The 19,082-nt window shown below is 60.7% G+C and carries 19 protein-coding genes and 4 pseudogenes; 19 read left to right on the top strand and 4 right to left on the bottom strand.

All coding sequences use genetic code 11. From position 1 onward, the window contains the following. The 14 genes from GGI60_RS13130 (at position 1) to GGI60_RS13070 (ending at position 12,586) form a co-directional block, all read left to right on the top strand. Positions 1-804 carry a triose-phosphate isomerase gene (locus tag GGI60_RS13130; RefSeq protein ID WP_183916360.1) on the top strand — a complete coding sequence of 268 codons (804 nt, stop codon included), beginning with the start codon at positions 1-3 and terminating at the stop codon, positions 802-804. Then, positions 801-1,247, top strand: a complete 447-nt coding sequence (locus GGI60_RS13125) for an RpiB/LacA/LacB family sugar-phosphate isomerase (protein WP_183916358.1) — start codon at positions 801-803, stop codon at positions 1,245-1,247. Before GGI60_RS13130 ends, GGI60_RS13125 begins: the two co-directional genes overlap by 4 nt. Positions 1,248-1,321: 74 nt before the next feature. Continuing rightward, complete coding sequence (locus GGI60_RS13120; protein ID WP_183916356.1) at positions 1,322-2,149, top strand: phosphogluconate dehydrogenase C-terminal domain-containing protein; 828 nt, start codon at positions 1,322-1,324, stop codon at positions 2,147-2,149. Between the two features lie 98 nt (positions 2,150-2,247). Next, positions 2,248-3,189, top strand: a complete 942-nt coding sequence (locus GGI60_RS13115) for a D-ribose ABC transporter substrate-binding protein (RefSeq protein ID WP_183916354.1) — start codon at positions 2,248-2,250, stop codon at positions 3,187-3,189. Positions 3,190-3,262: 73 nt separating this feature from the next. After that, positions 3,263-3,907 (top strand): DUF2291 family protein, encoded by a 645-nt coding sequence (locus GGI60_RS13110; protein ID WP_183916352.1) that lies wholly within the window; start codon positions 3,263-3,265, stop codon positions 3,905-3,907. After that, the gene (locus tag GGI60_RS13105) at positions 3,904-5,454 is read left to right on the top strand and encodes a sugar ABC transporter ATP-binding protein (RefSeq protein ID WP_183916350.1); all 1,551 of its coding nucleotides are present in this window, start codon (positions 3,904-3,906) and stop codon (positions 5,452-5,454) included. The genes GGI60_RS13110 and GGI60_RS13105 overlap by 4 nt, the downstream gene beginning before the upstream one ends. Next, complete coding sequence (locus GGI60_RS13100; protein WP_049731474.1) at positions 5,451-6,515, top strand: ABC transporter permease; 1,065 nt, start codon at positions 5,451-5,453, stop codon at positions 6,513-6,515. The genes GGI60_RS13105 and GGI60_RS13100 overlap by 4 nt, the downstream gene beginning before the upstream one ends. 1 nt (position 6,516) lies before the next feature. Beyond that, the gene (locus GGI60_RS13095) at positions 6,517-7,551 is read left to right on the top strand and encodes a Gfo/Idh/MocA family protein (protein WP_183916348.1); all 1,035 of its coding nucleotides are present in this window, start codon (positions 6,517-6,519) and stop codon (positions 7,549-7,551) included. Continuing rightward, complete coding sequence (locus GGI60_RS13090; RefSeq protein ID WP_183916346.1) at positions 7,548-9,392, top strand: hypothetical protein; 1,845 nt, start codon at positions 7,548-7,550, stop codon at positions 9,390-9,392. The genes GGI60_RS13095 and GGI60_RS13090 overlap by 4 nt, the downstream gene beginning before the upstream one ends. A 54-nt stretch (positions 9,393-9,446) precedes the next feature. Continuing rightward, a complete protein-coding gene (locus tag GGI60_RS13085; protein ID WP_183916344.1) occupies positions 9,447-10,451 on the top strand; it encodes a dihydroxyacetone kinase subunit DhaK in 1,005 nt (334 codons plus the stop codon). Between the two features lie 3 nt (positions 10,452-10,454). Then, entirely contained in the window at positions 10,455-11,102 is a 648-nt protein-coding gene (gene dhaL, locus GGI60_RS13080) for a dihydroxyacetone kinase subunit DhaL (protein WP_183916342.1), read from the top strand. A gap of 61 nt (positions 11,103-11,163) precedes the next feature. Then, positions 11,164-11,286 carry a hypothetical protein gene (locus GGI60_RS32475; RefSeq protein WP_275621083.1) on the top strand — a complete coding sequence of 41 codons (123 nt, stop codon included), beginning with the start codon at positions 11,164-11,166 and terminating at the stop codon, positions 11,284-11,286. Between the two features lie 396 nt (positions 11,287-11,682). After that, the gene (locus GGI60_RS13075; RefSeq protein ID WP_183916340.1) at positions 11,683-12,291 is read left to right on the top strand and encodes a LysE family translocator; all 609 of its coding nucleotides are present in this window, start codon (positions 11,683-11,685) and stop codon (positions 12,289-12,291) included. 97 nt (positions 12,292-12,388) lie between these two features. Beyond that, on the top strand, positions 12,389-12,586 hold the full coding sequence (locus GGI60_RS13070; protein WP_183917007.1) for a HigA family addiction module antitoxin: 198 nt from the start codon (positions 12,389-12,391) through the stop codon (positions 12,584-12,586). Between the two features lie 211 nt (positions 12,587-12,797). Here the strand turns inward: GGI60_RS13070 and GGI60_RS13065 are convergent, their stop codons facing one another. Then, positions 12,798-13,691 (bottom strand): LysR family transcriptional regulator, encoded by an 894-nt coding sequence (locus GGI60_RS13065; RefSeq protein WP_183916339.1) that lies wholly within the window; start codon positions 13,689-13,691, stop codon positions 12,798-12,800. A gap of 102 nt (positions 13,692-13,793) precedes the next feature. Between GGI60_RS13065 and GGI60_RS13060 the strand changes: the two genes are divergently transcribed. From GGI60_RS13060 to GGI60_RS13050, 3 genes are all read left to right on the top strand, one after another. Further along, positions 13,794-14,534, top strand: coding sequence for an SDR family oxidoreductase (locus GGI60_RS13060; protein ID WP_183916336.1), 741 nt, complete (start codon positions 13,794-13,796; stop codon positions 14,532-14,534). Positions 14,535-14,562: 28 nt separating this feature from the next. Continuing rightward, the gene (locus GGI60_RS13055) at positions 14,563-14,781 is read left to right on the top strand and encodes a 4-oxalocrotonate tautomerase family protein (protein ID WP_183916334.1); all 219 of its coding nucleotides are present in this window, start codon (positions 14,563-14,565) and stop codon (positions 14,779-14,781) included. Positions 14,782-15,300: 519 nt separating this feature from the next. Further along, positions 15,301-15,672, top strand: coding sequence for a hypothetical protein (locus tag GGI60_RS13050; RefSeq protein WP_183916332.1), 372 nt, complete (start codon positions 15,301-15,303; stop codon positions 15,670-15,672). 421 nt (positions 15,673-16,093) lie between these two features. Here the strand turns inward: GGI60_RS13050 and GGI60_RS13045 are convergent. After that, a pseudogene (locus GGI60_RS13045) lies at positions 16,094-16,811 on the bottom strand (Crp/Fnr family transcriptional regulator). Positions 16,812-17,314: 503 nt separating this feature from the next. Here GGI60_RS13045 and GGI60_RS13040 point away from each other — a divergent pair. Continuing rightward, positions 17,315-17,561 (top strand): annotated as a pseudogene (locus GGI60_RS13040) (transposase); the annotation flags it as partial. 11 nt (positions 17,562-17,572) lie between these two features. Here GGI60_RS13040 and GGI60_RS13035 read toward each other — a convergent pair. Together GGI60_RS13035 and GGI60_RS31990 are read right to left on the bottom strand one after the other, a co-directional pair. Next, a pseudogene (locus tag GGI60_RS13035) lies at positions 17,573-17,674 on the bottom strand (DUF982 domain-containing protein); the annotation flags it as partial. Positions 17,675-17,795: 121 nt separating this feature from the next. Then, positions 17,796-17,984, bottom strand: a pseudogene (locus GGI60_RS31990) (glycoside hydrolase family 15 protein); the annotation flags it as partial. A 57-nt stretch (positions 17,985-18,041) separates the two neighbouring features. Between GGI60_RS31990 and GGI60_RS13030 the strand changes: the two are divergent. Further along, positions 18,042-18,992: an IS481 family transposase gene (locus tag GGI60_RS13030; protein ID WP_183916330.1), complete on the top strand. Its 951-nt coding sequence runs from the start codon at positions 18,042-18,044 to the stop codon at positions 18,990-18,992. The last annotated feature ends 90 nt before the right edge of the window (positions 18,993-19,082 follow it).

The raw sequence follows: 19,082 nt of genomic DNA, 5'->3' as shown, positions 1-19,082 counted from the left end.
ATGGTCGTCTGGGTTGGCACCAGCTTCAAGATGAACAAGACGCTTGAGGAAGCGCTCGCCTTCGCGCGCCGCCTCGCCGATACTGACGGCGGCCGCGATGCCCCCGTGCAGCGTTTCGTCATTCCCTCCTTCACTGCGGTGCGCGAGGTCAAGCGTGTGCTGGCCGAGACCTCGGTGAAGGTCGGCGCCCAGAACATGCATTGGGAGGATGCCGGCGCGTGGACCGGCGAAATCTCGCCGCTGATGCTCAAGGATTGCCGCCTCGATCTCGTCGAGCTCGGCCACTCAGAACGGCGCGAACATTTCGGCGAAACCGACGAAACCGTCGGCCTCAAGGTTGCCGCCGCCATCCGCCACGGCCTGACGCCGCTGATCTGCATCGGCGAGACCCTGCAGGAGCGCCAGGAGGGGCGGGCCGACGCCGTGCTGCGGCGGCAGGTCGAGGCCGCCCTGAGGGGCGTCGACACCGAGGCCGGCGAGGCTCCGATCCTGCTTGCCTATGAGCCGGTCTGGGCGATCGGCGTCAACGGCATTCCGGCGACGGCTGGTTACGCCTCGGAGCGGCACGGCAAGATCGCCGAGGTGGCGAAATCAATTCTCGGCCGCCAGGTGCCGGTCCTCTATGGCGGCAGCGTCAACGCCGGCAATTGCGAGGAACTGATCTGCGAGCCCGATATCGACGGCCTGTTCATCGGCCGCTCCGCTTGGTCCCTCGAAGGCTATCTCGACATTCTCGGCCGCGTCAGCGCAGCGATCGACCGCTCATCTTCACGCCAGACGGCGAGTGAAAGGAAACTGCCATGAAGATCGCAATTGGCGCCGACAGCGCCGGCAAACCGCTCCTGGATGTCATTGCCGCCCATCTCGCCGGCAAGGCGGGCCTCGAAGTTCATGATCTCAGCCAGACCGGCTTTTATGCCGATCTCGCCCAGCGCCTAGCTCAGACGATCGTCGATGGCGAGCATGAGCGCGGCATCCTGTTCTGCGGCACCGGCATCGGCGTGTGCATCTCCGCCAACAAGGTGCCGGGCATCCGCGCCGCCCTCACCCACGATACCTATTCGGCCGAACGGGCGGCGAAATCCAACAACGCCCAGATCATCACCATGGGCGCGCGCGTCATCGGTCCGGAACTGGCGAAATCGATCGTGGACGTCTGGCTCGCCTCCGAATTCGATCCTGAAGGCCCGTCGGCCGGCAACGTGCAGGCGATCGACAGGCTCGATGCGGAAAAACATGGAGCTTGAGCGCCTAATTGATGGTATGGTGATTGACACATCATACCAGTTAATCTATTCAAAACTGACAAGGTGAGGAAAACATGACCAACATTGCTCTCTTTGGCGCCGGCGGCAAAATGGGATACCGGCTTGCCAAAAATCTCAAAGGGTCGCGCTTCGATGTGCGCCATGTCGAGGTGAGCGATGCCGGCAAGGCGCGGCTGAAGAACGATCTCGGCCTTGATTGCGTGCCGGTCGATGCCGCTCTCGACGGCGCCGACGTCGTCATCCTCGCCGTGCCGGATACGGCGATCGGCAAGGTCGCGGCCGGCATCGTCGACAAGCTTGCGCCCGGCACCATGGTGGTGGCGCTCGATGCTGCCGCTCCCTTCGCCGGCCATCTGCCGAAGCGTGACGACCTCACCTATTTCGTCACCCATCCCTGCCATCCACCGATCTTCAATGACGAGACGGATATGCAGGCCAAGAAGGATCATTTCGGCGGTCTCTTTGCCAAGCAGCATATCGTCTCGGCGCTGATGCAGGGGCCGGACAGCGCCTACGCACTCGGCGAGGAAATCGCCAAGATCATCTGGGCGCCGGTCATGCGTTCGCACCGGGTCACCGTCGACCAGCTCGCCATGCTCGAACCCGGCCTGTCCGAGACCGTCTGCGCCTCTCTGCTCGTCGTCATGCGCCAGGCAATGGACGAATGCGTGGCGCGAGGCGTGCCGGAACAGGCCGCCCGCGACTTTCTGCTCGGCCATATGAACGTGCTCGGCGCGGTCATCTTCAAGGAGGTCGACGGCGTGTTCTCGGATGCCTGCAACAAGGCGATCGAGTTCGGCATTCCGGCGCTGATGCGCGATGACTGGAAGAAAGTCTTCGAACCGCAGGAGATCGCCGAAAGCATCCGGCGCATCACCTGAACCAGCTTGGGGAGGCAAAGCCCTCCCCCTATACCGCCCCGGGAGACGGGGCACCGCTCCGAGGAGAACGGGGCGTCATTCACCACAGGGAGGAAAGAATGAAACTGACGCGCAGACTGACACTCGCAGCCTTTGCCAGCGCATTGGCGCTCGGCACGGCAATGCCGGCCTTTGCGGCCGATCTCATCGCCATCATCACGCCGGCGCATGACAATCCCTTCTTCAAGGCCGAAGCCGTCGGCGCCGAGGCCAAGGCAAAGGAACTCGGCTACGAGACCCTCGTCATGACCCATGACGACGACGCCAACAAGCAGTCGGAAATGATCGATACGGCGATCGGGCGCGGCGCCAAGGCGATCATCCTCGACAATGCCGGCGCGGACGCCTCCGTCGCCGCCGTCAAGAAGGCCAAGGATGCCGGCATCCCCTCCTTCCTGATCGACCGCGAAATCAATGCAACCGGCGTTGCCGTCGCCCAGATCGTTTCGAACAACTATCAGGGCGCCCAGCTCGGGGCGCAGGAATTCGTCAAGCTGATGGGCGAGAAGGGCAATTACGTCGAGCTGGTGGGCAAAGAGTCCGACACTAATGCCGGCATCCGCTCGCAGGGTTATCACGACGTCATCGACGATTATCCGGAGCTGAAGTCGGTCGCCAAGCAGTCGGCCAACTGGAGCCAGACGGAAGCCTATTCGAAGATGGAAACCATCCTCCAGGCAAATCCCGATATCAAGGGCGTCATCTCAGGCAATGACACCATGGCCATGGGCGCGATCGCAGCCCTTCAGGCCGCAGGCCGCAAGGACGTGATCGTCGTCGGCTTCGACGGCTCCAACGATGTGCGCGACTCGATCAAGTCGGGCGGCATCAAGGCTACCGTGCTGCAGCCGGCTTACGCGCAGGCCCAGTTGGCGGTGGAACAGGCCGACGCCTACATCAAGAACAAGACGATGCCAAAGGAAGAGAAGCAGTTGATGGATTGCGTTCTCATTAACGCCGACAATTCCGGCAAGCTCGAGACCTTCGCCCTGACGAATTGATCAGCACCAATTGCGGAGGGTGCAGCGTTGCGCCCTCCGCAATGCATTTTGCAAGACGTCGAGGTTCACCCGCATGTTGAAAATGAAGGGCGCCCTGCTTGCCGCCGTCGTGGCGGCGGCCTTGCCCGGTTGCAAGATCATCAAGACGCCGACCGCGGAGGAGAAGGCGGCGGCCGCGGCCAAGACCGCTTTTGACCCGAATGCCAAGGTCGAGGCGATCTGGCAGCCTGAGGTGGTGCCCTATTTCGAAAAGCGCGCCGGCGAGCTGAAGGACGTCATGCTACTTGCCACTTCCAATCCGGATGCTGCCGGCGAGAAATACGGCAATCCGCGCAAGCAGAGCAGTTCGCCCTGGACCTATGCGGTGAAGATCACCGGCAAGGTCGTTGCGGCCGACACGGCCTCTCGCGCGGCAACGCTTGATGTCGACGCCGATGGCGACGGCAAGGCCGATGCGAAGGTGCAGATCGGACCGGCCCTGCGCGGCACCGCACTGCGCGACACGCTGGAGTTCGTCAATTTCAACGAATTCAAAAACCAGATCGAATGGGCGCAGTTCGGCAAGGCGTTCAACGAGAAGGCCAATACCGCTTTTCTCTCCGCCGTTCCGCGCGACGGCCTCGCCGGTAAGACGGTGACAGTGATCGGCGCCTTTCCGCTGCCGAAAAGCGGCGAGCTTCCGCTCGTGACCCCTTCTGAACTGAAGGTGGGCTCATGACGGTGGCAGAGGCACAAGAGGACGATATCATCCTGCGCCTCGATGACGTGTCGAAGGTCTATTCGGGCATCGTTGCCGTCAAGCGCGCCAATCTGGAGCTGCGCCGCGGCGCGGTGAACGTGCTCGTCGGCGAAAACGGCGCCGGCAAATCGACGCTGATGAAGATCATCGCCGGCGTCGAGCGCCCGACGCTCGGCCGCATCATCCTCGACGGCAAGCCTGTCTCCTTCGACAGTCCGGCCGACGCGCAGGCCAATGGGATCGGCATGATCTTCCAGGAACTCAATCTCTTCGCCAACATGTCGGTTGCCGAAAACATTTTTGCCCGGCGCGAGATCACTCGCGGCCTGCTCGGCATTGATCACCGGGCGCAGGTCGAGAAAGCCAATGAATTTCTGCGGCGTCTCGATGCCGGCATCGAGGCCGACACTATGGTCGAGGATCTGCCGATCGGCCAGCAGCAACTCGTCGAGATCGCCAAGGCGATGTCGCTCAATGCCCGCATCCTGATCATGGACGAGCCGACCTCCGCGCTGTCGGCGGCCGAAGTCGAGATCCTGTTCAAGGTGATCGCCGAGCTGAAGGCGCAGGGCGTGGCCATCGTCTATATCTCGCACCGGCTGGAAGAGCTGATGCGCATCGGCGACTACATCACGGTGCTGCGCGACGGCCAGATCACCGGTCATGCCATGGTGCGCGACATCGATACACGCTGGATCGTGCGCTCGATGATCGGCTCGGATGCCAAGGATTTTGCGAAATCCGTTACCCATTCTATCGGCAGCGAGATGTTCCGCGCCGAAAATATCAGCCTTCCCAGACCGACCGGCGGGCTTGCTGTCAACGATGTCTCCTTGTCGGTCAAGGCAGGCGAAATTCTCGGCATTTACGGCCTGATGGGCGCCGGGCGCAGCGAATTCTTCGAATGCGTGATCGGGCGTCATATGCATTCGAGCGGCAAGATTTTCATCGACGGCAAGGAAGTGCGAGCACGCGACACCACGCGGCGCATCCGCCGCGGCCTTGCGCTCATCCCGGAAGATCGGCAGCGCGAAGGATTGGTGCAGGTGCTTTCCATCGCCTCCAATCTGACGCTCGCAAGCCTTTCGCGTTTCACCCGGCTTTTCCATATCGACAGCGGCGCGGAGAAAAGCGCCATTCGGGAGGCGATCCGCGATCTCTCGATCAAGGCGCCGAACCCGGATTTCGAGGTCACTTCGATGTCCGGCGGCAACCAGCAGAAGGTCGTCATCGGTAAGGCCCTGATGACCAATCCGAAGGTGTTGCTGATGGACGAGCCGAGCCGCGGTATCGATGTCGGCGCCAAGGCGGACGTCTTCCGCACCATGCGGCGGCTGGCGGCAAACGGGCTCGCCATTCTGTTTTCGACCTCCGACCTCGAAGAGGTCATGGCGCTATCCGATCGCATCGCGGTCTTGAGCAACGGCCAGTTGGTTACTGTCTTCGACCGGGACGAGGCGACGGAAGAAGCGATCATCGCGGCTTCGGCCAAGGGACACGGACATCAAGGGAAACTCGCGTCATGATGGCGGCTACGTCTACCACTCTTGCGCCGAAAGGCGCCAACGGCTCCGCGCTTCTGACGCTGATGAAGCTCAGGACCTTCATCGCGCTTTTCGCCGTCATCATCTTCTTTGCGATCTTCGCGCCGAACTTCACCTCGACGGCGAACATGATCCTGATGTCGAAGCATGTGGCGCTGAATGCGTTCCTGGCGATGGGCATGACCTTCGTCATCATCACCGGCGGTATCGACCTCTCCGTCGGTTCGATCGTCGGCCTGTGCGGCATGGTGGCCGGCGGCCTGATCCTCTACGGGATCGAACTGCCGATCGGCTACACCATCTATTTCAACCTCTTCGAGATCGTGCTGATCACGCTGTCGATCGGCCTTGTCATTGGTCTCATCAACGGTCTGTTGATCACCAAGCTCAACGTCGCGCCGTTCATCGCCACGCTCGGCACGCTCTATGTCGCCCGTGGCCTGGCGCTGCTGTCTTCTGATGGCCAGACCTTTCCGAACCTTGTCGGCCGGCCGGAATACGCCACGACCGGCTTCGACTTCTTCGGCGCGGGCCGCATTCTTGGCCTGCCGGTGTCGATCTGGATCCTGATCGTGCTGGCGCTCGCGGCCGCCTATGTCGCCCGCTCGACGCCGATCGGCCGCCACATCTTCGCCGTCGGCGGCAATGAGCGGGCGGCGCGCATGTCCGGCATCCGCGTCGATCTCGTAAAAATCTTCGTCTACATGTTCTCCGGCCTTTGCGCGGCCATCGTCGGCGTCGTCATCTCCTCGGAGCTGATGGCCGCCCATCCGGCGACCGGCGAAAGCTTCGAGCTCAACGCGATCGCCGCGGCCGTGCTCGGCGGCACCTCGATGTCGGGCGGGCGCGGAACGATCGGCGGCACGATCATCGGCGCCTTCGTCATCGGCATCCTCTCCGACGGTCTCGTCATGATGGGCGTTTCCTCCTTCTGGCAGATGGTCATCAAGGGCCTCGTCATCATCATCGCCGTGGTCGTCGACCAGGCACAGCGCCGCCTGCAGCAGCGCGTCACCCTCATGCAGATGGCAAAGGCAGGTTGACATGACCGGATTGAAAGGCGCGTTGATCGGCTGCGGCTTCTTTGCGATCAACCAGATGCATGCCTGGAACGATGTCGACGGTGCCGAGATCGTCGCCATCTGCGATCGCGATCCCGAGCGGCTGAAACTCGTCGGCGACCAGTTCGGCATCGAGCGGCGCTACAGCGATGCCGAAGCGATGTTTGCCGACGGCGGCTTCGATTTCTTCGATATCGCCACGACAGTTCAAAGCCACCGTGCGCTGGTGGAAATGGCTGCGAGGAATAAGATCCCCGCCATCTGCCAGAAGCCCTTCGCCAAGACGCTGGCCGATGCCAAGGCGATGGTCGAGGCCTGCCGGGCCGCCGGCGTGGCGCTGATGGTGCACGAGAATTTCCGCTGGCAGACGCCGATCCAGGCGGTGCGCAAGGCGCTCGATGCCGGCGCCATCGGTACGCCCTTCTGGGGCCGCTTCTCCTTCCGCTCGGGCTATGACGTCTTTTCCGGCCAGCCTTATCTCGCCGAAGGCGAGCGCTTCATCATCGAGGATCTCGGCATCCATACGCTCGATATCGCCCGCTATCTCCTCGGCGACGTGAGCTCGCTGACGGCCCGCACGAAGCGGGTTAATCCCGAGATCAAGGGTGAGGATGTGGCGACCATCCTGCTCGATCATGAGAACGGCGCGACCTCGGTCGTTGACGTCAGCTATGCCACGAAGCTTCCGAAAGAGCCCTTCCCCGAGACACTGATCGAGCTCGACGGCTCCGAAGGCACGATCCGCCTCAGCCAGGGTTACGGCCTGGAGATCACCAACGGCAGGGGCACGACCGTCATGGATGTCTCGCCGAAACTGCTGTCCTGGGCCTCGCGGCCCTGGCACAATATCCAGGAAAGCGTCTATGCGATTGAGCAGCATTGGGTCGACCAGCTCAGGCGCGGCGCCGAGCATTCGACCTCGGGCGCCGACAATCTGAAGACCTTCGCCCTCGTCGAGGCCGCTTATGACAGCGCCGCGCGCGGCCAGACGATCGATGTCAGGGCGATGCTGCGATGACGACCGATGCGTTCCAGCTCTACGGCACCCGCGCTGGAGAAAAATCGCCGGTCCGTCTGACGGCGGGAAAGCTGACGGCTGATCTCGCCGACGGCAACCTTCGCTCGATCCGTTACGACGGAACCGAAGTGCTGCGGGCGATTTCCTATCTCGTCCGCGACCGGGATTGGGGCACCTACAGTCCTGACATCACCGACCTCAGGATCGAGCAGGGCGAGGATCGGTTCGAGGTGACTTATCGGGCTCGCTGCCAGGGGCCCGATGAGACGACGCTCGTGATCGACGTCCGCATCAGCGGCAATCAGGACAGGCTCGATTTCGAGGCCGAAGCCCAGAGCGGGACCGGCTTCGAGACCAACCGCTGCGGCTTCTGCATCCTGCATCCGATCGTCGACGTTGCCGGTTCGCCGGCGGCGGTCGAGCATGTCGACGGACAGATCGCGGCCACGCGTTTTCCTGATCTCATCGAGCCCTGGCAGCCCTTCAAGGACATGCGCGCCATCACCCATCAGGTCATGCCAGGCGTTACCGCGGAATGCCGGATGGAGGGCGACATTTTCGAGATGGAGGATCAGCGTAACTGGTCCGATGCCTCGTACAAGACCTATGTCAGGCCGCTCGCTTTGCCCTGGCCTTATCAAATCCCGGCCAATCAGCCCGCCCGGCAGAAGACGTCGCTCCTCATCAGGGATATCAGCCGCTCCGTTGCGCCTTCAGACCCGGCGCAGAACGGAGTCATAAGGCTCGAAATCGGCGTAGGGACCGGCACCATGCCGGATATCGGCGTGATCGTGACGCCCGAGGAGGCCGATGAGACCCTGGCGGCCGGGTCCCTCCTATCGGAGATCGCGCCCCGGGAACTGCTCTTCCATTTCGATCCAGTCGCCGGGCACGGCCTTGAGGGGCTGAAAAACTTTGCCGCGATCGCCGCTCTCCATGACGGCCGCTCGACGCTGGAGATCGCGCTTCCCTGCAAATCGTCGCCGGCAGTCGAGGCAGCCGAGATCGCCCGGCAGATGCAGATCGCAGGCCTTCGTCCGGATGCGATCCTGATCTCGCCTTCCGTCGACCGGCAATCGACGCCGCCCGGCCGCCAATGGCCGGACTGCCCTCCGCTCGAAGAGGTCTATGCCGCGGCCCGCGCCGCCTTCCCCGGTATCCGCATCGGCGGCGGCATGCTCAGCTATTTCACCGAGCTCAATCGCAAACGTGTGCCGGCGGGCGAGATCGATTTCGTCAGCCATTGCACCAATCCGATCGTGCATGCGGCCGACGATCTCAGCGTCATGCAGACATTGGAAGCGCTGCCCTTCATCACGCGCTCCGTCCGCGCGATCTACGGCGACAAGCCGTATCGCATCGGCCCGTCCACGATCCCGATGCGGCAAAATCCCTATGGCAGCCGCACGATGGACAATACCGCCGGTGGACGCATTCCGATGTCCAACCGCGACCCTCGCCACAACGGCCGTTTCGCGGAGGCCTTCGCGCTCGGCTATGCGATCCGCGTGCTGGATGCCGGTCTCGAATGCCTGACGCTTTCGGCGCTGACCGGTCCTTTCGGATTGATCGCCGGTCCAGATGAACCGGTCGAACGAGGCGGGCGGCGGCCGCTCTTCAACACGGTGCGGACCTTGTCGGCACTGGCAGGCGCCTCCTGGCAGGAATGCATGTCGTCTTCGCCCTCCGAAGTGCTGTCTTTCGTGGCGCGGGATGCCGCTGGCGCCAAGCTCTACATGGTCAATCTCACAGGCAAAGAGCGATGGGTCGGCGGCAGCGCATTGGAGAGAGAGGTGCAGCTCGCGCCGTTCGCAACGGTTGTCTTGCCGCTGGCGGATTGACGTCCCGCACGCCAGCCGCATCTATTCAGGCGGAGAAGTCCTGGGAGGATCGGCATGAAGACGAAGAAGCTTATCAATTCAGGCGCGGATGCCGTCGATGAAATGCTGCAAGGGGTTCTCGCGGCCCATCCCGAGCACCTCTATGCCGTGGACAGCATGCCGCGCGCCATCATTGCCAGAAACGGGCCGCGCAAGGGCAAGGTCGGGCTGGTGATCGGCGGCGGCTCCGGGCACGAGCCGACATTCCTCGGCTATGTCGGCAAGGGGCTCGCCGATGCCGCCGCGATCGGCAACGTCTTCGCTTCGCCGCCGCCCGATCCGATCATGGCCTGCGCCATGGCCGTCGACGGCGGCGTCGGCGTGCTCTTCATTTACGGCAATTATGCCGGCGACGTCATGAACTTCGATATGGCCGCGGAAATGCTGGCACTCGACGACATCGCGGTGCGCACCGTGCTCACCACCGACGATGTCGCGTCCGCCCCAGCCGATCAGAAGGACAGGCGGCGCGGCGTGGCGGGCAATGTCTTCATCTTCAAGGCCGTCGGCGCTGCCTGCGATCTTCTCTATTCCTTCGACGAGGCCGAGCGCGCCGCCCGCCATGCCAATGCGCGCACCTATACGATGGGCGTGGCGCTCTCGCCCTGCTCGCTGCCCCAAACCTTGAAACCGAACTTCCAGATCGGCGAGGAGGAGATGGAGATCGGCATGGGCATCCACGGCGAGCCCGGCGTGGCGCGCGGGCCGCTGAAGACGGCCGATGCGGTGACCGACGAACTGATGGACAATCTTCTCCAGGAGATGAAAGCCGAGCGGGGTGATCGTGTCGCCGTGCTCGTCAATTCGCTGGGCTCGACGCCGATGATGGAGCTCTACATAATGATGCGGCGGGTGAAGGCGCGGTGCGACGAGGCCGGCCTCGTCATCCATACTTCGCTCGTCGGCAATTACTGCACCTCGCTCGAAATGGCCGGCGCCTCGGTCACGCTCATGCATCTCGACGACGAACTCCGGCGGCTGATCGACCATCCCTGCGATTGCGCCATGTTCAGGAGGTGATCGATGGCGATCACCTCCAAAGATCTGCAGCGTCTCTTTGACCTGATCGCCGAAGATATCGCGGCGCATCGCGACCATCTCTGCGAGCTGGACGGCGCGATCGGCGACGGTGATCACGGCCTTGCCATGGACGCCGGCTGTGAGGCCGCGGCCAAGGCGGTCGCTGCGCTCGATCCCGGGCAGGCGGCGCCGACGGCCGCCTTCAATGCGGCTGCAAAGGCATTCCTGAACGCGGTCGGCGCATCATCGGGCCCGCTCTATGCAACGGCCTTCATGCGTGCCGGAGCCGCGGTCAAGGACAGGCCGGACCTCGGCGACGAGGAATTCGTGCGCGCTTTCGCTGCGATGGCTGCGGGCATTCAAGAGCGCGGCAAGGCCGAACCCGGCCAAAAGACCATGGTCGATGCCTGGAAGCCCGCGGCCGATGCGGCGCTCGATGCCTTGGCATCGGGAGCCTCCCTTCAGCAATGCTTCGGTCTGGCGGAGCAGGCAGCGCTCCAGGGCTGCGAGGCGACCCGGGACATGACGGCGGCAAAGGGGCGGGCATCGCGGCTGGGGGACCGGGTGATTGGCCACATCGATCCAGGCGCGGCATCAGCGGCCATAATCATCGCTTCCTTCACGAGATTTATCCATCATCATGATAGGTAGCTCATATATCAGTTGGCATGCAAACGTGCGATAAGGGTTCGGCTTATCAAGAGGAGGAGTCATGCTTCTCCCAATCGGCGGCGGCGCCGATCCTATCGGCGAAATTGAACGCGTCGAGTTCTGCTACAGGCGCAGTGCAAAGATGGAAACCACCTCAGAGCAGCGTGCTTCGTGGGAGCATTGATGAGCTGCGCAACAATGCGCACCCCATCGTTTTCCTTGCACGCGCTGCCCTCGTCATTGGTAAGATTGTCTGTGGTGGCGTGCGAAGGCTTTGCAATCAACGCACATCTGCAACCTTTCGCCAGATTAATGTGCTGCCCGAGCCACCTCTATCAAAAGCAGAGCGAGATCCACGCTGCCGCCTTGAGCCGGTGATACAGATTGACGCGGCCGATCGGCATAGCACTAACGCGCGGGGAGTATCTCGGTGCTATTACCGCGGGCCAGATCAATTGCCGCGCTTGGGCCGGCACACGGGCAGCAGTGAAATCCAGAATTGGCGAATAGGTTCCGAAACGGCATTGGCTTTCGCCTGGGAATGTGAATATTGAGCAAACAAAGTTTCTTGGAGCTTTTGATGACGCTTTCTGGCTTTCTGGCCTATTCTGGCGCGCTCGCCATCGCCGCGATCATACCAGGTCCGCAGATCGTTGCCATTATAGCGCAGGCGCTCCACTCGGGATACCGCAGGGCAGCATGGATGACTGCCGGGATGGTGGTCGGCGACGTGATCTATCTTTCGTCGGCGTTGGCGGGGCTGGCCTATATCGCAGCGACCTTCACCACACTGCTAATCGTCATCAAATGGACTGGCGTCGTCTACCTATGCTGGCTCGCCTATCGATTCTGGAACGCTCCCAACTCGCTGCTGCCGCAGCATAGATCCTCCACCGCAGGCGGCGTGTTCGCCTCCGGCATTCTGGTGACCCTGGGCAATCCAAAATCGGTATTGTTCTACGTATCCATTCTGCCGACAGTCGTGGACGTGAATGGGCTATCGAGCACGGATATCATCCTGCTGCTTGCCATGACGGCCGTGATCCTGGCAGTTGCCCAATATCCCTTCGCACTCGCCGGCGCCCGGGCGCGAATGGCACTTACATCGCCAAGGGCGATGTCTATGATGAACCGGAGTGCTGCCTTTTGCATGGGAGGCGCAGCGGTAGCTATCGCGACACGCAGTTAGTCCTCTACAACTGGCTTGAGTCACAACGGTATCCATAGGCCACGGTCAGCGATCCTCACAGATCACCCCTGTGTAACACTTCACTTTCGATAAGCGCATTCCCTATCGGCGCATCGAACGTATTGCGGCGGAGCAAACACCGATTCCGACGTATACCGCACTGCGCCTCGCAAAGTACTTCCGCACGACGCCGGAGTTTTGGATGAACATGCAAGCCAGCTTCGACCTCAAGACAGAGGAAATAGCACTTCGTAGCGAACTCGAGCTGATCCGGGAAATCGACAGAGCAGCATAGCCGGGCCCTGCCGACGCCCGGAACAATTCCAGTCGATCCATTATGCGATCTTCCTGGCCAAAACGTGAACCCCATAGCAACAAGCCGGGCGCTCGCCTGGGAAGCTCTCGCCAGAACCGTTGACCCGCTATTTCAGTGTCAGTGGCGTAGGAGGTATTATTGAAACCCGCGTACGGTATCGACGGGCAATAGTCACGAACCCCGCGAACCGTCACAAGGCTGCTTCGGAGAACAATTCGACGATCCAGTCGAGAAAGACCCGCACACGCGGCGAAAGCTGGCGATTCTGCGGGTAGAGCGCGGTAAGCGGTGTCGGCGGGGGAAGAAAGTCGGCAAGGACCTCGACCAGCGTCCCCTCGTCCAGATCCCGCTGCAGGCGGTAACGCGGTGCCTGAATGAGGCCGAAGCCGAGGCGGGCGAGATCGGACATCGTGTCCGAGTTGTTGACCGTTAGCCGACACGGCAAGGATACGAAGCGGACAGCGTTGCCGACCGTGAACTCGAGCGGCATGATCTGCCCGGTGCGGGACGATATGAAACCAACGGCGCGATGCCCCTCCATCGCGTCGGGTGAGCGTGGCACTCCGTGCCTCGCTATATAGGCCGGGCTGGCACAGGTGATTTCTGCGATCATACCGAGGCGGCGCATGATCAGGCCGCTATCAGCAATCTCTCCGGCGCGGATGACGCAGTCGATACCCTCCCTGACGAGATCCACCAACCGGTCGCCCTGCCCGATCTGTAGGTCCAGCAGAGGATAACGATCGAGGAATTCATGGAGCCGCGGCAACAGGAATGTGCGTGTCAGCAAGGGATGGGCGTCGACGCGCAGCAGGCCGCGCGGTTGCATGTCACGAAAGACGTTTTCCGCCTCGTCCACCTCCGCCAGGATCGCAACACATCGCCTGTAGAAAGCCGCGCCGTCCAGGGTCGGCGCGACATGCCGGGTGGTTCGCTCGAGAAGCCGAACCCCGAGATTGTCTTCCAGCTGCTTGATCGCCTCGGTGGCCGTGGAGCGGGCAAGCCCAAGGTCGGACGCCGCCGCGGCGAAGCTACGCCGCTCAACGATCCGGATAAAGAGCTTCATGCGATCAAGCCGATCCATACCTTTATTCACCACGGTCGAATTCTGTTGTCAAATGACAGGAGATTGTTCTTCCACGGCGCCGGCAATATCTCCTATTCCGTCACGTAGGAGAAAGGTGCCATGACCATCAAAGGGCAGCGCGTCGCTATCGTCACCGGCGCATCCAAAGGCATCGGCCGAGCCATTGCGCTTCGGTTGGCGCGAGACGGCATCGCCGTCGTGGTGAATTACGCAAGCAGCCGTCAGGCGGCTGATGCAGTCGTCGCAGATATTGAATTGGGCGGCGGGAAGGCTCTCGCGGTGCAGGCTGACATAAGCGGTCCGGCCGCCGCTGGTGATCTGTTTACCGCGGCCGAAGAGCGCTTCGGCGGGACCGACATCCTGGTCAACAATGCCGGCATTCTAAAGGTGGCTCCGATTGCCGATATGGACGACGCGACTTTCGAGGAGCAGATCGCCATCAACCTCACAGGGACATTCCGCGCCGTGCGCGAAGCTGCCCGTCGGCTCCGCGATGGTGGGCGCATCATCAATTTCTCTTCCAGCGTCGTCGGCGCTTACGGGCCGACTTACGGTGTCTATGCGGCGAGCAAAGCGGCCGTCGAGGCGATCACGCACGTCGCCTCCAAGGAACTCGGCCGGCGCGGCATTACCGTCAATGCGGTGGCGCCCGGTCCCGTCGAGACCGAACTGTTCATGTCCGGCAAGCCCGACGAACTGGTCCAGAAAATCGTCGGTACCATTCCGCTGGCGCGCCTGGGCCAACCTGATGACATTGCCTCGGTCGTTTCCTTCCTTGCCGGTCCGGAAGGCGGCTGGGTGAACGGTCAGGTGTTACGCGCCAATGGCGGCATGATCTGAAGCAGAACCCACAAGAAAGGAGAGTCCTATGCCATTCGTTAACATAAAGACACCTGAGGGCGCGCTTAGCCGCTCCCAGAAGGAAGAAATCGTGCACCGCGCCACCGACATGCTGGTGGAGTATTTCTCCGAGGCGGCACGGCCACACACAATGGTGCTCATTGAGGAAGTGAAGGACGGCGGATACGGGCGTGCGGACGAGATTTTCATTCTTCCGGACGCCTATCGCGCGAAAGAAGACGGTTGATTCCGGGAGTGATCAGAGCTGGGGCGGAGGTTCCGCACCAGTTCGCCCCGAGGGCAGAGGGTGCCGGTCTGAAGACGCGAGGAGCGTGACCTGCCACCACGCGCTCCTGCAACTGTCGGTCGTCGGGATTATGATGGAGATCTCGCAGCAGGGCCACAGTGGCGGCAATCACTCGTGGAGCTGATGAATTCCCGCTCGTTCAGAAAGATGAGCTATCCCTAAATTGGAGAGACCTGCCGGCGTGGAAAGACGTGGTGCGGGACAACGGCAGCGGTGCAACCGTCAGCTTTGACTGGTAGGGCAAGTCACAACGGTCGGAAGGCGGCGTCAGGTCCTTTCATCCATGCCCGGACAAGGCGCTTGCTCGCAATTCAAACCTCGGAACCTCTGCCGGTCACAAGACAATCCTAATGAGTATCGCCGCCACCCAAATCATGGAACCGCCACCTCGCCGGAGCGTTTCTGGCTCACATCGGACGCTACCAGCATTCCGCTGGCACTCCCGAACCGGAGGTAATCATGAAAACGCTGATCGTCTCCATGGGCCTATTGGCTGCAACCGTCCTTTCGGCCTTTGCAGCGGAACCAGCCAAAATGGTCGATACGAAGATGGGTAAGATCCTGGCAAACGCCAAAGGTATGACACTCTATACGTTCGACAAGGACACCATGGGCAAATCAAACTGCGACGAGGCCTGCTTGAAGAAATGGCCGGCCTTCCACGCCGCCGCCAAGGCCAAGGCCGAAGGCGAATGGTCGCTCGTCAAGGCGGCCGACGGCAAGGAGATGTGGGCTTACGAAGGTAAGCCGCTTTACACCTTCGCCGGAGACAAGAAGCCCGGCGATATGACCGGCGATGGCGTCGGCGGCGTTTGGCATGTCGCCAAGTAGTCCGGCGCACTGGAGCCTTTCAGTGCAAAATTGAAAAGCTCAAACTGGGATGAAGGCGATGATACAACCGCGTGACTCATCCCAGTCAGACATCGAGACAATCACCCTGTCAAGGGGCGTCGAAATTTGCGCGAGATAAACACGACCTACTTTTCGAGCTTGGCGTCATCGTGGCGGCCCGCGGTAGGCGATCGGCACCTGCACGCTCTGCACCATCAGCTGCAAACGGGAAGACGACGAACCGCCGCATCGACAACTCGTCCTGCTCGGCTGCCAATCTAGGATCGGACGAATAGAACATATCCGCCACTCCTTTTGAACGCGGCGGCCTGTGGATCGTGTCGATCGGAATGGCAAGCTCAATCGCGGATGGGCGCGCCGAGAGATTGACGGTCTCGTCGGCGCCGCTAAGCTTCCGTCTTCAAAAGAGCCCGGTCATCAGTCGACGGTACTCTGACTCGGGTATGCCGTAAGCATCGTGAGCGAACTCTTCCATTGCCTCCCGGTTCCTGATGACGACAATGCCACGCTCGGATCGGATGAAGCCGTTGCCTTCCAGCACGTGTAATGCCGTCGTCACGCTGGCGCGCCGCACCGAAAGCATCATGGACAGGAATTTATGGGTAACGGGCAGCGCATTGCCGTGTATGCGGTCGTCGCACATCAGCAACCATCGCGCCAAGCGCTCGTTGACGTCATGAACGGCGTTGCTTACTGCAGTGTAGGCAAGTTGGACTGAAAAAAGCCTCAATGGAGCGGATGATGACTTTCCAGAGGTTGCGATTCTCCTCCATCGCGACCCGGAAGTTTTCATAGCTCATCCGGTAGGCTGCGCCGTCCCATTGGATGCTGATGTCGTGCGTGCTGCTGTCGATACCGGCGACGGCTGAAGTGGGCACATAACCTTCGAATCCAAAGATACCCGCTTCCGCCTGGTTACCGTCAGGAGTGACTGGAACAACAGAGGCAATGCCGCTCTCAAGGAAGTAGACGTGCTCGAACCTCTCGTCTCTTCTGGCAATCACCGTGCCCTTCGGAAGGTTTACCAGCTCCAGATGTGGTGTAAGCGGAATGAAGTCCTGCTCAGGCAGAATGTTCAAAAGCTTGTTCTTTAAAAGGTGCTGTCTGGGAGCCGACATCGCCACATCCTCTGTTAATCGGAACGCCAACGCAGGTCCAGCCGAGAGCCAAGTAAACGCCATCAATAAACCGGTACACAGGCTTTCATGCCGATAACGCACGACCAGATTATGCGGCCGCCCAACGCACAGGAGAATTGGATGCCTGGGGTGATAGCAACAGATCGCTGAGCGGCCTTGTCTTCGGTGCGAAAGAATAGCGGACAGTTTTACTTTTTGTTATTCAGGCGAGGACTTTTGTCAAAAACCGCGCACTTCGAAAATTAACCGCTTTTGCTTGGAATAGCGAGAGGAAAATCAATGTCGATCTGATATGAATTTCCAAAATAACCTGTGTTGTCATAGATCTATTATAAGGCAATCAGGCTGTTTGTTTTCTTAGAAAACCATCACCCTTTGCTCTCCCCGTCCCGGCGGAGTTTTGACGTGCCCCCAATAATTTAGGCCATTTGGAACTGGAATTTTCCACTTATGATCCCCGATGGGAAGAAGAGGATAATTCGATGAAGGCCTCGAAGTTTTCGGAAGCAGATCGCGTTCGTGCTGAAGCAGGCAGAAGATGGCACGCCGGTCGGCGAGGTGTGCCGCAAGGCAGGAATTTCGGACGCGACGTTCTACAACTGGCGCAAAAAATATGCCGGCCTGATGCCGTCTGAGATGAAGCGTCTGCGGCAGCTTGAAGAGGAGAATGCCAAGCTGAAGCGGATCGTCGCGGACCTGTCATTGGACAAGGCCATGCTTCAGGACGTGCGGCCGCGAGCTCAAGTTTGTCGAAGGATGCCAGCTTCCTTCGCCGCAGCCTCGAACGCAGATCGCGCTTCCGCATCGGGAACAACGCCACTCGCCGCGTCCAGGCATACCTTTCAGCTTGGCATTGATCCGAGCGTGCGATCCAAGTCCCTTCAGGCGCTGGTAACCTCTTCTATGCACAACAAGCCGCTTTTCAAGCAAGCTGCCAACTTGGCTCCCAGAGTATCGGCGCCGCTACAATGCGTGCGATGAGACCTTGTTCGGCCTGCTGGGGGCGGTCTTTTCAGCGCGCTGCCGCGCTGGCCCTCCCGCGCTGACGAGATTATGCGCGGTGTTGATCAGGCCAATGTGCGAGAAGGCTTGAGGGAAATTGCCGAGCAGGCGCCGGCGGATTGGGTCGAATTCCTCCGCGAGCAAGCCTAGATGTTTAGTCCCGGCATTTGATGGTGCAATATTTTCCTTGGCATGGAGGGAAGCACTATGGGCCAGGTTTTACACGGGAGCGCCACGACGACAGAGGCAATCCGTCGAGCAATACAAAATAGTGAAGAGAGCCTGAGAACGCTTTCGAAGCGATACGGGATCAACCAGAAAACCGTGGCGAAATGGAAGAAGCGGACATCGTTGGTCGACCTTCCTACAGGCCCAAAGGACCCGCACTCGACGACCCTTTCCCTCGAAGAAGAGGCCGTTATCGTCGCCTTCCGCCGGCACACGTTGCTGCCGCTCGATGATTGCCTCTACGCTCTTCAGCCGACCATTTCACATCTGACGCGTTCGTCGTTGCACAGGTGTTTGCAGCGCCACGGCATTTCACGTCTGCCGGAGGTCGGAGGCGACAAGGAGCCGAAGAAGAAGTTCAATAGTTATCCGATCGGCTACTTCCACATCGATATTGCCGAGGTGCAGACGGCCGAGGGCAAGCTCTATCTCTTTGTCGCAATTGACCGAACATCCAAGTTCGCGTTCGCAGAACTCTACACCAAAGCCGGCAAGATGAATGCCGCCCAGTTCTTGCGCAATCTGATCACGGCAGTGCCCTACACCATTCACACCGTTTTGACCGACAATGGCATTCAGTTCACCAACCGAGCTTGTGATCGAAATGCCTTCCAGCACATCTTCGATTGGGTCTGCGACGATCACAGCATCGAGCATCGCCTGACCAAGGTGAAGCATCCCTGGACCAACGGACAGGTCGAACGGATGAACCGAACGATCAAGGAGGCGACCGTCAAGCGCTTCCACTACGACGATCATGCGCAGTTGAAAAAACATCTGGCCGACTTTATCGACGCCTACAATTTCGGGCGCCGGCTCAAGACGTTAAAGGGCCTTACGCCTTACGAGTTCATCTGTAGACGATGGACTTTGGAGCCGGATCGATTCATCATCGACCCCATCCATCAAATGCCGGGACTAAACACCTAGATCGTTACGAAGACTTAGCAAGTGGTCAAACAACTGGTGTGCATCCTGCCGGCGGCCGCTAAGAACATAGGCATCAGCCAGCCAGAAGCT

The sequence above is a fragment of the Rhizobium lentis genome, assembly GCF_014200175.1.
Classification (GTDB): Bacteria; Pseudomonadota; Alphaproteobacteria; order Rhizobiales; family Rhizobiaceae; genus Rhizobium; species Rhizobium mulingense.
This window is presented reverse-complemented; position numbering and strand designations above follow the sequence as displayed.

Excerpts from the sequence above, each read along its gene's own strand:
- GGI60_RS13130 (WP_183916360.1), top strand. The coding sequence starts at position 1 with ATGGTCGTCTGGGTTGGCACCAGCTTCAAGATGAACAAGACGCTTGAG.
- GGI60_RS13125 (WP_183916358.1), top strand. The coding sequence starts at position 801 with ATGAAGATCGCAATTGGCGCCGACAGCGCCGGCAAACCGCTCCTGGAT.
- GGI60_RS13120 (WP_183916356.1), top strand. The coding sequence starts at position 1,322 with ATGACCAACATTGCTCTCTTTGGCGCCGGCGGCAAAATGGGATACCGG.
- GGI60_RS13115 (WP_183916354.1), top strand. The coding sequence starts at position 2,248 with ATGAAACTGACGCGCAGACTGACACTCGCAGCCTTTGCCAGCGCATTG.
- GGI60_RS13110 (WP_183916352.1), top strand. The coding sequence starts at position 3,263 with ATGTTGAAAATGAAGGGCGCCCTGCTTGCCGCCGTCGTGGCGGCGGCC.
- GGI60_RS13105 (WP_183916350.1), top strand. The coding sequence starts at position 3,904 with ATGACGGTGGCAGAGGCACAAGAGGACGATATCATCCTGCGCCTCGAT.
- GGI60_RS13100 (WP_049731474.1), top strand. The coding sequence starts at position 5,451 with ATGATGGCGGCTACGTCTACCACTCTTGCGCCGAAAGGCGCCAACGGC.
- GGI60_RS13095 (WP_183916348.1), top strand. The coding sequence starts at position 6,517 with ATGACCGGATTGAAAGGCGCGTTGATCGGCTGCGGCTTCTTTGCGATC.
- GGI60_RS13090 (WP_183916346.1), top strand. The coding sequence starts at position 7,548 with ATGACGACCGATGCGTTCCAGCTCTACGGCACCCGCGCTGGAGAAAAA.
- GGI60_RS13085 (WP_183916344.1), top strand. The coding sequence starts at position 9,447 with ATGAAGACGAAGAAGCTTATCAATTCAGGCGCGGATGCCGTCGATGAA.
- dhaL (WP_183916342.1), top strand. The coding sequence starts at position 10,455 with ATGGCGATCACCTCCAAAGATCTGCAGCGTCTCTTTGACCTGATCGCC.
- GGI60_RS32475 (WP_275621083.1), top strand. The coding sequence starts at position 11,164 with ATGCTTCTCCCAATCGGCGGCGGCGCCGATCCTATCGGCGAAATTGAA.
- GGI60_RS13075 (WP_183916340.1), top strand. The coding sequence starts at position 11,683 with ATGACGCTTTCTGGCTTTCTGGCCTATTCTGGCGCGCTCGCCATCGCC.
- GGI60_RS13065 (WP_183916339.1), bottom strand. The coding sequence starts at position 13,691 with ATGGATCGGCTTGATCGCATGAAGCTCTTTATCCGGATCGTTGAGCGG.
- GGI60_RS13060 (WP_183916336.1), top strand. The coding sequence starts at position 13,794 with ATGACCATCAAAGGGCAGCGCGTCGCTATCGTCACCGGCGCATCCAAA.
- GGI60_RS13055 (WP_183916334.1), top strand. The coding sequence starts at position 14,563 with ATGCCATTCGTTAACATAAAGACACCTGAGGGCGCGCTTAGCCGCTCC.
- GGI60_RS13050 (WP_183916332.1), top strand. The coding sequence starts at position 15,301 with ATGAAAACGCTGATCGTCTCCATGGGCCTATTGGCTGCAACCGTCCTT.
- GGI60_RS13030 (WP_183916330.1), top strand. The coding sequence starts at position 18,042 with ATGGGCCAGGTTTTACACGGGAGCGCCACGACGACAGAGGCAATCCGT.